Annotated in this window: 16 protein-coding genes; 8 read left to right on the forward strand and 8 right to left on the reverse strand. The window is 36.3% G+C overall.

The annotated features are described in order from the left end of the window. Nucleotides 1–272 precede the first annotated feature (272 nt). The 5 genes from ORH16_RS14015 to ORH16_RS14035 form a co-directional block, all read right to left on the reverse strand. Nucleotides 273–434 (reverse strand): hypothetical protein, encoded by a 162-nt coding sequence (locus ORH16_RS14015; RefSeq protein WP_265459472.1) that lies wholly within the window; start codon nucleotides 432–434, stop codon nucleotides 273–275. Between the two features lie 30 nt (nucleotides 435–464). After that, complete coding sequence (locus tag ORH16_RS14020; RefSeq protein WP_265459473.1) at nucleotides 465–638, reverse strand: PspC domain-containing protein; 174 nt, start codon at nucleotides 636–638, stop codon at nucleotides 465–467. Between the two features lie 132 nt (nucleotides 639–770). After that, complete coding sequence (locus ORH16_RS14025; protein WP_265459474.1) at nucleotides 771–965, reverse strand: hypothetical protein; 195 nt, start codon at nucleotides 963–965, stop codon at nucleotides 771–773. 196 nt (nucleotides 966–1,161) lie between these two features. Next, on the reverse strand, nucleotides 1,162–1,464 hold the full coding sequence (locus ORH16_RS14030; RefSeq protein ID WP_265459475.1) for a hypothetical protein: 303 nt from the start codon (nucleotides 1,462–1,464) through the stop codon (nucleotides 1,162–1,164). A 152-nt stretch (nucleotides 1,465–1,616) separates the two neighbouring features. Further along, a complete protein-coding gene (locus ORH16_RS14035) occupies nucleotides 1,617–2,441 on the reverse strand; it encodes an MFS transporter (RefSeq protein ID WP_265459476.1) in 825 nt (274 codons plus the stop codon). A gap of 428 nt (nucleotides 2,442–2,869) precedes the next feature. Between ORH16_RS14035 and ORH16_RS14040 the strand changes: the two genes are divergently transcribed. Beyond that, nucleotides 2,870–3,649: an HAD-IIB family hydrolase gene (locus ORH16_RS14040; RefSeq protein WP_265459477.1), complete on the forward strand. Its 780-nt coding sequence runs from the start codon at nucleotides 2,870–2,872 to the stop codon at nucleotides 3,647–3,649. A gap of 351 nt (nucleotides 3,650–4,000) precedes the next feature. On the opposite strand, the gene ORH16_RS14045 is transcribed toward ORH16_RS14040, so the two are convergent. Continuing rightward, nucleotides 4,001–4,897 carry a LysR family transcriptional regulator gene (locus tag ORH16_RS14045; RefSeq protein ID WP_265459478.1) on the reverse strand — a complete coding sequence of 299 codons (897 nt, stop codon included), beginning with the start codon at nucleotides 4,895–4,897 and terminating at the stop codon, nucleotides 4,001–4,003. Between the two features lie 124 nt (nucleotides 4,898–5,021). On the opposite strand from ORH16_RS14045, the gene ORH16_RS14050 reads away from it, so the two are divergent. Continuing rightward, nucleotides 5,022–5,864: an aldo/keto reductase gene (locus ORH16_RS14050; protein ID WP_265459479.1), complete on the forward strand. Its 843-nt coding sequence runs from the start codon at nucleotides 5,022–5,024 to the stop codon at nucleotides 5,862–5,864. A gap of 15 nt (nucleotides 5,865–5,879) precedes the next feature. Beyond that, nucleotides 5,880–6,731, forward strand: coding sequence for an aldo/keto reductase (locus ORH16_RS14055; protein WP_265459480.1), 852 nt, complete (start codon nucleotides 5,880–5,882; stop codon nucleotides 6,729–6,731). A gap of 373 nt (nucleotides 6,732–7,104) precedes the next feature. On the opposite strand, the gene ORH16_RS14060 is transcribed toward ORH16_RS14055, so the two are convergent. Next, nucleotides 7,105–7,986 carry an AraC family transcriptional regulator gene (locus ORH16_RS14060; protein ID WP_265459481.1) on the reverse strand — a complete coding sequence of 294 codons (882 nt, stop codon included), beginning with the start codon at nucleotides 7,984–7,986 and terminating at the stop codon, nucleotides 7,105–7,107. A gap of 116 nt (nucleotides 7,987–8,102) precedes the next feature. Here ORH16_RS14060 and ORH16_RS14065 point away from each other — a divergent pair, with 116 nt between their 5' ends. From ORH16_RS14065 to ORH16_RS14085, 5 genes are read left to right on the forward strand one after another with little or no spacing between them, the layout of a single operon-like run. Next, nucleotides 8,103–9,725, forward strand: a complete 1,623-nt coding sequence (locus ORH16_RS14065; RefSeq protein ID WP_265459482.1) for a glycoside hydrolase family 43 protein — start codon at nucleotides 8,103–8,105, stop codon at nucleotides 9,723–9,725. After that, nucleotides 9,718–10,143 (forward strand): PTS sugar transporter subunit IIA, encoded by a 426-nt coding sequence (locus ORH16_RS14070; protein ID WP_265459483.1) that lies wholly within the window; start codon nucleotides 9,718–9,720, stop codon nucleotides 10,141–10,143. The genes ORH16_RS14065 and ORH16_RS14070 overlap by 8 nt, the downstream gene beginning before the upstream one ends. A gap of 24 nt (nucleotides 10,144–10,167) precedes the next feature. Further along, entirely contained in the window at nucleotides 10,168–10,674 is a 507-nt protein-coding gene (locus ORH16_RS14075) for a PTS sugar transporter subunit IIB (RefSeq protein ID WP_265459484.1), read from the forward strand. A 1-nt stretch (nucleotide 10,675) separates the two neighbouring features. Further along, nucleotides 10,676–11,467: a PTS mannose/fructose/sorbose/N-acetylgalactosamine transporter subunit IIC gene (locus ORH16_RS14080; protein WP_265459485.1), complete on the forward strand. Its 792-nt coding sequence runs from the start codon at nucleotides 10,676–10,678 to the stop codon at nucleotides 11,465–11,467. Beyond that, the gene (locus tag ORH16_RS14085; RefSeq protein WP_265459486.1) at nucleotides 11,451–12,284 is read left to right on the forward strand and encodes a PTS system mannose/fructose/sorbose family transporter subunit IID; all 834 of its coding nucleotides are present in this window, start codon (nucleotides 11,451–11,453) and stop codon (nucleotides 12,282–12,284) included. Before ORH16_RS14080 ends, ORH16_RS14085 begins: the two co-directional genes overlap by 17 nt. Before the next feature lie 146 nt (nucleotides 12,285–12,430). Here the strand turns inward: ORH16_RS14085 and ORH16_RS14090 are convergent, their stop codons facing one another. Continuing rightward, complete coding sequence (locus ORH16_RS14090) at nucleotides 12,431–12,616, reverse strand: hypothetical protein (RefSeq protein WP_265459487.1); 186 nt, start codon at nucleotides 12,614–12,616, stop codon at nucleotides 12,431–12,433. Nucleotides 12,617–12,640 lie beyond the last annotated feature (24 nt).

Raw genomic sequence — 12,640 nt, forward strand, 5'->3', positions numbered from 1 at the left:
AAACTTCCCTCAGTTTTCTGCTTGGTGAACTTTAGTAAAAATTTGAGCAGTTATGAAATAAATGGGCATCAAAAAAATTAAAAAAGAAACGGCCTGAACAGCCGTTTCTACTAGTATTCAGATGTTAAGTTATTACTATTTTAGTGCGCAACCAATGTATCATTTAACAACCACAAAAAACTTGAACATCAAAATCTCAACCTTCACACCCTCACAACTAAAACAAACTACTCAGCACAATCCCTCAGCTATTTTTAGCGAAGCAAGAAAATTTACTTACTGGCTTTGGTCTTTTTAACAAAGAAAAAGCCGTTGGTAATTGCATTTAGTAAAAACAGCACGCCAGCAATTTTTGTCAGGTTTCCCGGCAAAATCATAATAATAATCGCAGCAACCAGATTAATTGCAGCAGTAACTCCATAATAATTTTTCATGTCAAGAGCTCTCCTTTTCAATTTGCGAAATCACCAACTAGTTGAACTGGGTAAAAATAAAGCTAAGATGATGTAGGGAATCACCAATCCGGGCAACAGAAAAAGCAGACGAAACATGATGGCCGGGGCGCCAAAGTATTCTGCTAAACCGCCGCAGACACCCGCAATCACCTTATCAGTAGAAGATCTTCTTAGTTGTTTCATGCTCATTTCCCCTTTTAGATAATTATATCATAGTGGCAAGTGGGCTGAACAAGAAGCCATTTTGTCAGGTAAATTAATAGCGGCTGCCTTAAACTGTGCGTTTTGATAGCTTTTTTGCCGGGGTATGCCGACTTAATTTTTGAGAAAGATATTTTTATACGAATAGGCTAGAAGCACAAGGCCTGTCAGCGTGCTATAATTTAGTGGAGTTACTTGAAACACAAAGAAATAAAGGATTTCTAAGGTTAAAATACTCAAGGCAATGACAAAAATGAATTTATAAAGTAACGGAACTAAATCTTTGTTTTTTTCTGGTTTATTCGACATGCAGCTCACCTCTTAGTTAAATTCTATCATAGAATGGTCTGCCGGTTTTTCATTGTAAGAAACAATGCAAAATTTATTAGGATAGTAGAAATTTTAAAATAGTTACACTAAAAACATCCTGAACTTAATCGCAACAATCAGTTAGTGCTAGTTGTTGCAGTAAGTTCAGGATGTTTAAATATATTTTGGCTAGAATTTATTCAGGAATAATCACGGCTTCATTAAGTTTCAGCTTAGAAAGCTTGGAGGTCATGATAGTAAAAATAATGAGTAGCATGCCTGTTGCGACAAAAAGGATACTGCATAAAACAACAGTCGAGACAGCTGTCAAATCAAACAGATAACCAAAAAGTAAAATACTAATCGGCATGATGGCCATTCCGCAAGTGGACATTACGCTAAAAACCCGACCTTGTAGCTGGTGAGGAATATTTTTTTGCAGCCAGACAGTATAGGGCACATTTAAAGTTACAATTAAATAACCACTAATAAACATCAAACCGTAGACAGCTAGAATGCCTAAAAAATTAGCAGGTATCAAAACGACAAAGCCAAACAGAGTGATTAATAGGCCTAACTGCAAACATTTGTTGTAGAGATGTTGGATTGGCTCTGAAACATCCTGTTGTTTTTTGATTAGGATGCCGCCGATTAAAACCCGAAACCGTTAATGGCTTCACCAAAACCAAATTGTAAATTGCTGGCTTTTAAAGCTTGGAGAAATAAAACTGGTAAGCCAACGCTGAAAATTCCTAAGAAAAAGTTGACTGATAACGCTAAAGTCATTCCGAAAAGTAGGTATTTTTGCCCCTTGATAAATTGCAGGCCTTCTTTAAAGAGGGTTAGTTGAGATTGTTTTACGGGAGCGGCTTTTTCAGCCGCTTTTTGGAAGTTGAAATTTAGTAAACTTGTAAAAACTAAGGTTAGGATTTCAGTCATTAGTTCTAATAGGATAAACAAATAAAATGGTAGCAACGTGTAAAAGAATGCTCCAAAGATTGATGAGATAACACCAGCGGTTGAAGAAGTCATTTGCGAATAGGCGGACAATTTGCTCAAATGTTTTTCAATCACTAAATGGATGGTGGATGCTTGACGTGCAGTTGAAGTAAATTGATCACTGACTTTCAAAATAGCGATTAAGACAACAGAAGCTGCCAATAAATGATTTTGAATATAAGGAAAGGCCATCCAATAAGCAAGCAGACCAACTATTGTGAAGGATTGACTAAGAATAATAATTAATTTTCTGGAATACTTATCAATCAGCGGTCCCACAAAGGGCAAAAGAACCAAGCCAATAATCGGAGAAATAATTGCTGATAACGCAAAGCTATAGACGGAGCCTGTTCGCTCCAATAACATAAAGCTCAAACCAAAAGTAAAAATACTGCTGCCAAAATCGCCAAACAAACTGCTCAAAACGGTTAAATGAAGTTGGCGGGCTGATTTTTTTTCTAAAGTAATGGTATTCATAGGTCTTCCTTCTCTCTGTTTTCTTCTTTGATTTGTATTCAGTGTACAGCTTTAATCCAATGGGGAAAAATTATGTTTCATATTTGAAACAAAGTAATGGGAGATTAGGTTTTTTCTGCATTGTTTAGGAAAATGTTGCCGTGTCCTCTAGTGTAATCAGAAGATTTTCTGCAACTTTTGTTGTAATGATACCTTTTTTTACCTCTTTTAGAATTTATTAATCCGCAAAAGGTTGTTTTTCTTCTTTAACGTTCCATAAAATATTTTGCTTTTTACAAATCACCGCTTTTTAAGCAGAATCGTCATGAAAAAAATTGCTTTGCAGCATTTTATGTAATTTTTGATTTAAAGTTTTCAGGAACTTTAGTAATATATGAATAATTTAAAATTTTTTTGGAACTGGAAATTCAAAAAATGGAGGTAAAAAAATGAAGAAAATCATTGTCAGTGATTTAGATGGAACGCTTTTAAAAGAAGATAAAACACTAAGCGAATACACAAAAATGGTTATTGAAAAGCTTAAATCAGCGGGTTTTATTTTTGTGATAGCTACTGCTAGACCAAAGGATGCCGCTTTGAAACTGATAGGGGATTTGCCCTTTGATGCGGCGATTTTTCAAAATGGCGCCCACGTCTTGTTGGCAGACTCCAAAGAGGAATACGCTGTAATCGAGCAACAAGCTGCGTATGCTATCATTCAAAATATCAGCGAGGTGACGGGCCAGGCAAATGTGGCCATCGAAACGATCACAAATCGTTATGCTAATTTTGATTGTTCGTCATTATGGCCTGATGTCACCTTTGCTAAGGAAAATTTCAGAACTGCTACTCATGATGATATTTTGAAAATTTTAGTACCATTAGGTGAAAATCAATTTTTTGATAAAAGTTGGTTAAAACAAGGACTGCATTTATCTATTGCTGAGGGAAAATTGGCTATGATAACTAAAGAGCAGGCTACCAAATGGGGTGGCTTAACGAGGATTCTCGCCTATCACAATTTACCTGCGGAAAAGCTAATTTCCTTTGGGGATGATTTGATTGATTGTGAAATGCTTCAAAAAGCTGGCAGAGGCGTTGCTATGAAAAATGCTCTGCCTGAGGTTAAGACGGTGGCAAATAATATTACCGTGGATGATAACAATCACGATGGGGTAGCAAGATGGTTAGAGGAGAATATTTTAAAAGATGAACTGAAGCAAAAATGAGAAGCTGTGGCATTAGTGAAAACAGAACTGATTTTTCCGAGCATTATCTGGCAAGCATTACTAAATAGTGAGAGTTTACGATGAAGATTTACTGGCTAGCAGTCGCACACTGTACTTTCTGCCTCAAGGACCCACTGGACTACAGAGACAAATACAATTCGGGATTCCATCTGTTAATAAGATTAATGTCACAGCCGCTCAAGGTATTTTCAAGTAAAAATTTTTTAGCAAATCTAATTTTTTCTAAATGAAAAAAGCCTTAAATCAGTTTTGTGAGCTTAGACAGTTAGTTAGATATTTCCGCTAGCTTAGCTCAAAAAGCGTGATTTTAAATATCACGCTACAGATTATCTACCCTCTTCTCTGCACAAGAGCAACATACTCTAAAAACTTTTTCACCTCTCGACTGGGATGTAAGGGGTATAGCAAGCCAAAAATATTTTGATAAGACCAATTGATAGGCAGCGTCACAAAATTCGGCTGCACGTATTGCCATTGAGGTAAAGAAAGCAATAATTTGTCGGACTGGTCATATTTATTAAAGACATTCATGTCGTAAAATTCTGATGTGATTTCCTGTTGAATTTCGGGATATTTTTTCGCTAGGTCTGCCTGCAGCTGGCCGACGGGGCGATTGGAAGAACTTTTTCCTGAGACCAGTGTTTCACCAAATAAGTCGCTGATTTCTAGTTTTTCCTTTTGGGCCAGCGGATGGCTTCTGGGCACGGCAATAGTAAATGTGACGGGATATAGTTCTAAATAATTAGCCAGCTTTTCGGTGATATCGGCGGTATAGGAGCCGGGAATGATGTCGTAAGTTTCTCCTAGTTGATGTAAAACTGAGATAATTGTTTCGCGATTATCATCGAAGGGCACGATTTCAAAGGAAAAACGATTATTTTCCTTTAGCACTTGATTCAGCAGCTGAGAAATTTGCTGGCTGGGATTCAAAATAGAGCTGCCAATTTTTATTTTCCATGGATTATCCGTTAATAAATTATCTGCACGAGTCATTGCTTCTTTCGAAAAAGCAATGATTTTTTTTGCGTCTGTGTAGACGGATTGGCCGACCTCGGTCAAGGTGATGCCTTGATGGGTCCGCTCGATTAATTGCAAATCCAATTGTTCTTCTAATAAATTCATCTGCTTCATCACAGCAGGGGCGGAGATAAACAGCGCTTCAGCCGCTTTGGCAAAACTGCCGGTGTCGGCCACTTTGATAAAGGTATCTAAGAGATGATTATACATAGCTAACTCCTTTGCATTAACTGTTAGTTAACGCCATCTTAACATTTTTCAAATTCTCAGACAAACGAGAAGGTGTTAATCTAAGTTCACAGCAATGAAGCAACACAGAAAGGAAGAAAATAAAATGGATTATGTTACCTTAAATAATGGTGTTAAGATGCCACAATTAGGGTTTGGCGTGTTTCAAATCCCGGATTTAAAAGAAAGTGAAGCAATTGTCAGCTCCGCGTTAACAGCTGGTTATCGCTTGATTGATACGGCGGCAACTTATTTAAATGAAGAAGCCGTCGGTAAAGCAATTGACAAAAGTGCGATTCCCCGAGAAGAAATTTTTGTTACAACGAAACTTTGGCTGCAGGATGCCGGTTATGAGGCAACCAAAAAAGCTTTTCAAACATCATTGGATAAGCTGGGCTTAGATTATGTCGATTTGTATCTAATTCACGTCCCTTTTAACGATTATTATGGTTCGTGGCGGGCCATGGAGGAATTGTATCAAGCCGGCAAAATTCGGGCGATTGGTGTCAGTAATTTCAGTGAGGATCGTTTAGTCGATCTGATTATGAACAGCGAAATTAAACCGGCTGTCAATCAAATCGAAATTCATCCTCTGCGGCAACAACGCCGAGCTTTGGAAGTTATGAAGGAATACGATGTGCAGGCGGAAGCTTGGGCGCCATTTGCAGAAGGAAATGGCAATATTTTTCAAAATGATACCTTAATAAAGATTGCTGAAAAATACGATAAGTCTCCAGCACAAGTTATGCTTCGTTGGCAGCTGCAAAGGGGAACGGTCGTGATTCCCAAGTCAGCCAATGTCCAACGGATGCAGCAAAATATTGATGTCTTTGATTTTGAATTGAGCCCAACAGATATGGAGGCAATTCAATTATTGGAGACTGGTTTTAAAATTGTCGATCATTTAACAGCAGACATTGCCAAATCATTTAATGAAGTCAGAATGTAAAAGGAGAAATTTATTATGGAATATGTAACATTAAACAACGGCATTCAAATGCCTATCATCGGTTTTGGAGTTTATCAACTGACAGATGACAAGGAAACGGAAAGAATTGTCGGCGAAGCTATCAAAGCCGGCTACCGTTCCTTTGATACATCGTCGGCCTATTTTAATGAAGAAGCTGTCGGCCGAGCCATCGCTAACAGCGGCGTGCCTAGAGAAGAATTATTTATCACCTCAAAATTATGGGTCCAAGACGCCAGCTATGATAAAGCAAAAGCGGCTTACCAAGCCAGCTTGACTCGTCTAGGTTTAGATTATTTAGATTTGTATTTGATTCATCAACCCTTCGGCGACTATTATGGTGCTTGGCGGGCCATGGAAGAATTATATGCAGCCAAAAAAGTGCGGGCAATTGGTGTCAGCAATTTTGATGATGCCCGCTTGGCTGATTTGATTTTAAACAATCACATCACACCAGCATTAGACCAAGTGGAAACCCATCCTTTCTTCCAACAAAAAACAGCGCTGGAAACCATGAAAAAATACGACGTTCAAATTGAATCATGGGGACCTTTTTCACAAGGTGGCCAAGGCATCTTCACTCAGCCGGTTTTGGTTGACTTAGCAAAAACCTATCAAAAATCAGTCGGCCAAATTATTTTACGCTGGCATGTCCAACGGGGCGTGGTTGTAATACCTAAATCCACCAATCCAGAACGGATGAAAGACAATTTAAATGTCTTTGATTTTAACTTGTCAGATACCGATATGGAAAAAATTGCTGCCCTTGACTTGGGCCACAGTGAAGCTATCAATTATTTGGATGCAAGTGCCGCAGAAATGTTGAACGGTTTAAAAATTCACGATTAATATTAGTGCTTTCAGAATAAGTGGATAAATTGTTGGAGGACAAAATTTTTTGGAGGGGTGTTACGCTGTTAGTGGTGGAGATTAGAAACTATTCATAGCGATGACAAGCTATCACTTTAAGTTTTTTTAAATAAAGATACTGAAAAAGGGGTTCCTGGCTTTTTAGAGATATATCGAGCTTTAGAAATATAAAATCAAAAAATTTCCAGACTATTATAGACACATCCTAATAAGACACATTTTTGCTCATCGATTGCCGTCGATGAGCTTTTTTGCAATCAAGAAAAAGATTGAGAATCGTATCATTAAAAAATGCCATTAAGACATCAGGCAACTTTCAGATGTTGAAAAAAATTTATGAACGAAGGTTTGATTATAAATCCGTGCTTTTTAATTTACGATATTGCAAAGGGGAATGGCCACTCCAAAGTTTAAATTGCCGACTAAAGTGACTGGAGGTACTGTAGCCTATTCGATCGGCTATTTGCTCAATGGAAGAAAATGGATATTGTAATAATAATTTGGCTTCTTGATACTTCAAATCATCTAAATATTTTTTAGGAGATATACCATAAACCTCTTTAAAAACGTTGATAGCATGGTTTTGGCTAATACCAATTTCTTTTATCATAGCATTAATACTCAACTTATTTTTGTCTCTAAAACCTTGACTAGTCGAATACTCTCTAAAATTTCGTTTAATGGTTTGAGCCAATTCGCTTGCATAAAAAAAGCCCAAAGAGTTGGTGTTCTTTTTTTCAGCGATAAATAATGTTGATAACACAATAAGTAGCTCGGTAAAAATTGTTTGGGTTTTTAGACTATCAATCAAGTCAAAGGGACTTTCTTTATCTAATAAATTAATCCACTGAGCAATCACCGTATTTATTTGATCATAGTTTTCAAAATCGTTTTTGATAATTAAAGGTAAGGAATTGACAAGAGCATAATTTAAAGTAGGTTCATCAATATGAAAGTGAATACAAAAATAGGTTAAGCCGGTTTCATTTTTACAGATATTATGATGCAACAACTTTGGTGGCAATATTATGATGTCATCTTTTTTGAGGCGTATTTTATCTTCGTTGATATAAGAAATTTGTTCACCGTCAATTACTTTTAGTATTTCAAAGGAAGTGTGAATCTCTTCACCGACATCCCAGTTCATTTTTACAGTTTGTTTGTGAGCAGATGTTAGCCGGATTGAGATATCTTGATTGGGTAACATTCTGATATTAGTAAAATCAGCTTTCATCATAAACCTCCAGATTAAAAAATGGTAAAAACACCATGATTTTTGATATTTCAAACACCTTCTAAAAAAACTATAATTCATTTATAGAAAGCGTTTTAAATAGAAGGGAGTTTACAATGATTATAAACCCGATTTTAAAAGGATTCAATCCTGATCCAAGTATCTGTAAAAAAGGAGACACTTATTATATTGCCGTATCAACATTCGAGTGGTTTCCAGGGGTCCGAATATATGCATCTAAGGATTTAAAAAATTGGCAGTTTGTAACAAGTCCGTTAAGTAGAGTGAGTCAGTTAAACATGTATGGTGTGCCTGATAGTGGTGGTGTATGGGCACCTAATCTAACTTATAGCGACAATAAATTTTGGTTAATTTATTCTAACATGAAAGAGCATCGTGCATTTAAAGATGTTTATAATTATTTAGTGACTGCGGACGAAGTAGATGGTGAATGGTCTGAACCTGTATTTTTAAACAGCAGTGGATTTGATCCATCTCTTTTCCATAATATTGATGGAAAAAAATATATGCTAAATCTAATCTATAATTATCGGAATTATAAGCCCTGGTATGGTGGAATTGCGATTCAAGAGTATTCACCACAAGAGGAAAAACTAATTGGAAAAGAAAAAATTATTTTCACCGGAACAGATTTAGGAAAGACTGAGGGCCCAAATCTATTTTTCAAAGATGGCTTTTATTATCTAATTACAGCTGAAGGAGGTACTAAATACGAACACGCAGTTACCGTTGCTCGTTCAAGGTCAATGTATGGGCCTTATGAAGTCCATCCTCAAAATCCTATTTTATCTACATGGTCAGATCCAAGAAATTCTATTCAAAAAGCAGGGCACGCCGATTTCTTTGAGACTGATTCAGGAGAATGGTATATCACCTATTTAATGGCACGACCAATTAAACGTGCTGGAAAAGCTATCTTAGAAGAACGTGGTTTCTGTCCTTTAGGCAGAGAAACCAGTATTGCAAAAGTATACTGGGATGCCGACTGGCCTTATGTTGAAGGCGGAAAAATTGCCAAAACCGAAGTAGATACTCCAAGAGGTCTTTCAGAAGATAAAATAAATGTAGCTAAATGGAACGGAGATTTTTCTGTTACTACATTACCAAATGAATTTCAAACTTTACGAGTTCCTTTTTCAGATAGTATGGGTAGTCTGAGTGAACGACCAGGTTATTTACGCTTAATAGGTGGGGAATCATTGTATTCTGTTTTTCAGCAGTCACTGGTTGCCAGAAGATTTGAAAGTTTAAATTTTACAACGGTTACTCAAATAGAATTTGAACCAGATAATTTTCAACAAATGGCAGGTATTACCTGTTTTTATAATACAAAAAATTGGATATCCTTGTACCTTTCTCGAGATGAAAAACTTGGTAAAGTTATCGATATTATGCAATGTGAAGGACAAGTGATGAACTGGCCTTTGGGTGAAAATAAACTACCTGTAAAGCAAGGACCGATTTTTTTGAAAGTAGAAGTGACACCAGAAAAAATTTCATTTTTCTTCTCTCAAGATAATCAGAAATGGGTTAAGATTGAAAAAGAATTTGAGACATACAAACTTTCAGATGATTATATTGCAAAACCTTTCACCGGAAGTGTAGGGAGTGCCTTTACCGGAAGTTTTATCGGATTACACTGCAATGATTTATCGGGAAAGAAAAAAGTCGCAGATTTTAAATATTTCAAGTATATCGAGGAGGAGAAGCATGAATAAAAAAATTGCGATTGTTACCCACGGAAATTTAGCAACTGGCTTTGAGAGCGCCTTAAAAGTATTAATTGGTAATCAACCCGATGTAGAGTTAACAGCAATTCCGGCTTATTTAGAAGACAATCAAGATTGGAAGGAATCTTTAAGGGACTTTTTTGGAACCATCGATGAAGAGAAATTAAATATTGTATTCACTGACATCTATGGTGGTAGTGTAAACCAAAACACCTTTGTAGAGTACAATGAAAAGCCTATGACGATCATTACTGGAATCAATTTGCCCATTTTGATGGAGATTCTTCTAACACAGTTTGAGACAGTAGCTGAGTTTACAAGAGGGTTAGCCGTAATTGTTGAAAATAGTAGGAATCAATTGAAGATTAGCAAAGTTGAGGAAACTGAAGACGACTTTTTTGATTAATATTGAAAATATGGAGGGAAAAAAATGATTGTAGCATTACGCTTAGACGATAGACTGATTCATGGACAGACTGGAATGATGTGGACAAAAGAGCTTAAAGTTGATGGAATCGTAGTAGCAAATGATACTGTAGCAAATGATAAAACACAGCAAATGGCTTTAAAAATGGCAACTCCTAACAATGTAAAAGTTATCATAAAAAGCGTGAATGATGCTATTACTTTATTAGAAAATCCTAAAGCCAAAAATATGCGGATTTTGTTATTGGTTAATAATTTAGACGATGCCCTAGCCTTAACTCAAAAGTTACCAGAAATTGAGTATGTAAATTTAGGTAATTATGGAAGAATGGTTCAGTCTGAGAAGAAACGAATATCTATATTACCAGAGATGAGAATTACGATTGACGATTATCAAAAAATTCAGCAATTAGAGTCTTTGAATGCTAAAACTTATTTTCAAATGTTACCTGATGATAAGAAGACCAAGCTAGCTGATTTAGTAAAAGAGTCAGATTTTAAGGAGGAATAGTATGTTAGGCACAGCAGCGTTATTAGCATTAGTAACCTTTGTAACATTTGGTGGAAACTGGCTTTTAGGCCAGAGCATGCTTGATAGGCCAATTGTTGTTGGCTCTTTGGTCGGTTTAGTTCTAGGAGATTTAGAAAAAGGTGTGATGATTGGAGCAGCTTTAGAAGCTGTTTTCATGGGAGCTGTCAATATTGGCGGAGCCGTTTCAGCTAATCCTAGCGTTGGGACTGTTTTTGGAGCAGGTTTTGCCATTATTTTAGGTGGTGGTAACGAAGTAGCACTTGCTTTAGCTTTGCCGATTGGTATTTTAGCTGCCTATGTTGAAACACTAATGAATGTAGTTATGAGTGTTTTTGCACCCACTTACGACCGTTTAGCTGCAGAAGGCAAAGATAAAGCGATTTTTCGAATGCATTATGCTTTGTGGGTAGTTAAATTTTGTGTGTTTCCAATAATTGTCTTTATTTCAGTTCTAATTGGCTCAAGTGCAGTGGAAGTTTTTGTAGATAGCATCCCTGAAGTAATTATGAATGGTTTGCAAGTATGCGGAGGTTTATTACCTGCTGTCGGAGTGGCAATTTTATTAAAAATGTTGTGGACGAATTCTTTAGCTGTCTATTATTTCTTAGGATTTTTAGCTGTCGCATACTTAAATATCCCTTTAATAGCGTTGGCAGGATTTGGTTTAATTTTTGTTATTACTATGGCAGTTAATGACTTTAGATTTACTAAAGTGAATACGGTAACACCTGAAGAAACTGTTTTATCAGAGGAGGATGAATTTTTTGGCTAAATTCGATAATATAACTGCGGATGAGAAAAAAATGATTCGAAAAATGTTCTTTAGATCATTTTCATTATATGCTGATGGTAGTTTTGCAAAATCTGGCGGAGTAAACTTCTGTGTTTCTTTAATGCCCTTTATCAATAAATTTTATAAAAATGAAGAAGACCGTAGACAAGCATTGCAACGACACATGACTTGGTTTAATACAACAGGAAATGTAGTTCCTTTTATTATGGGAATATCAGCCGCAATGGAAAAGGAAAACAGTATAAAACCTGATTTTGATGTTGAATCTATTCCTGCTGTTAAAACAAGTTTAATGGGACCTCTGGCAGGCATAGGAGACTCAATCTTCTGGGGAGTTTTACGTGTGCTAGCTGCCGGAATTGCAATCAATCTTGGACAACAAGGCAACATTTTAGCGCCCATTGTTTTTTTAGTTTTGTATAATGTGCCCTCAATAATTGTTCGATATTATAGTGGTTTTATGGGTTACAGTCTGGGAGCAACCTATATTCAAGAACTATATGATAAAGGTTTAATGGATATCCTCACTAAAGCCGCCTCCACACTTGGACTTATCATGGCCGGAGGAATGACCTTTAATACTGTTTCGTTTACAACTATCTTGGAATATACAGCAGTTGAAGACAATCCACTCGTGATTCAAGATATTTTAGATCAAATTTTTGTTGGTTTAGTTCCTCTAACAGTAACCTTACTCTCACTATATTTCATGAAAACTAAAAAAGTCAATTTGAATTGGGTCATTTTGGTCATAGTGATTGTATCTATGCTACTATCCGTTCTCGGTATTGCATAAAAACTAAAATGATTTATCTTTGAAGTATAATCATCATATTGCTTAGATTATTCTATTTGGTAAAACATTGGGAATTGAATAATCTCATATAATCAACCCCAAAAAAATCTCAGCTTAAGGTTTGAAGGAACCAAAGCTGAGTTTTTTTATTCTGCATGTAATTGTTTCCGGTAATATTTCAAAGCGTTAGCCTTTTGATAGCGGATTTCATTTTGTTGGACTTTTTTGGCTTGCTGCAACATTTTTTTGGTCGTATTAATACGGACTACTTTAACAACTAGCATGGTCACTGCCAGCATGAACAGAGCAAGTATCAATTCGATTGAGGTCATTTCCCTCACCTCCTGTATGTTCAT

Source organism: Enterococcus sp. HY326 (assembly GCF_026157065.1).
Lineage (GTDB): Bacteria > Bacillota > Bacilli > Lactobacillales > Enterococcaceae > HY326.

Excerpts from the sequence above, each read along its gene's own strand:
- ORH16_RS14035 (WP_265459476.1), bottom strand. The coding sequence starts at position 2,441 with ATGAATACCATTACTTTAGAAAAAAAATCAGCCCGCCAACTTCATTTA.
- ORH16_RS14060 (WP_265459481.1), bottom strand. The coding sequence starts at position 7,986 with ATGAAAGCTGATTTTACTAATATCAGAATGTTACCCAATCAAGATATC.
- ORH16_RS14020 (WP_265459473.1), bottom strand. The coding sequence starts at position 638 with ATGAAACAACTAAGAAGATCTTCTACTGATAAGGTGATTGCGGGTGTC.
- ORH16_RS14050 (WP_265459479.1), top strand. The coding sequence starts at position 5,022 with ATGGATTATGTTACCTTAAATAATGGTGTTAAGATGCCACAATTAGGG.
- ORH16_RS14070 (WP_265459483.1), top strand. The coding sequence starts at position 9,718 with ATGAATAAAAAAATTGCGATTGTTACCCACGGAAATTTAGCAACTGGC.
- ORH16_RS14045 (WP_265459478.1), bottom strand. The coding sequence starts at position 4,897 with ATGTATAATCATCTCTTAGATACCTTTATCAAAGTGGCCGACACCGGC.
- ORH16_RS14025 (WP_265459474.1), bottom strand. The coding sequence starts at position 965 with ATGTCGAATAAACCAGAAAAAAACAAAGATTTAGTTCCGTTACTTTAT.
- ORH16_RS14075 (WP_265459484.1), top strand. The coding sequence starts at position 10,168 with ATGATTGTAGCATTACGCTTAGACGATAGACTGATTCATGGACAGACT.
- ORH16_RS14015 (WP_265459472.1), bottom strand. The coding sequence starts at position 434 with ATGAAAAATTATTATGGAGTTACTGCTGCAATTAATCTGGTTGCTGCG.
- ORH16_RS14040 (WP_265459477.1), top strand. The coding sequence starts at position 2,870 with ATGAAGAAAATCATTGTCAGTGATTTAGATGGAACGCTTTTAAAAGAA.
- ORH16_RS14065 (WP_265459482.1), top strand. The coding sequence starts at position 8,103 with ATGATTATAAACCCGATTTTAAAAGGATTCAATCCTGATCCAAGTATC.
- ORH16_RS14090 (WP_265459487.1), bottom strand. The coding sequence starts at position 12,616 with ATGACCTCAATCGAATTGATACTTGCTCTGTTCATGCTGGCAGTGACC.
- ORH16_RS14080 (WP_265459485.1), top strand. The coding sequence starts at position 10,676 with ATGTTAGGCACAGCAGCGTTATTAGCATTAGTAACCTTTGTAACATTT.
- ORH16_RS14055 (WP_265459480.1), top strand. The coding sequence starts at position 5,880 with ATGGAATATGTAACATTAAACAACGGCATTCAAATGCCTATCATCGGT.
- ORH16_RS14085 (WP_265459486.1), top strand. The coding sequence starts at position 11,451 with ATGAATTTTTTGGCTAAATTCGATAATATAACTGCGGATGAGAAAAAA.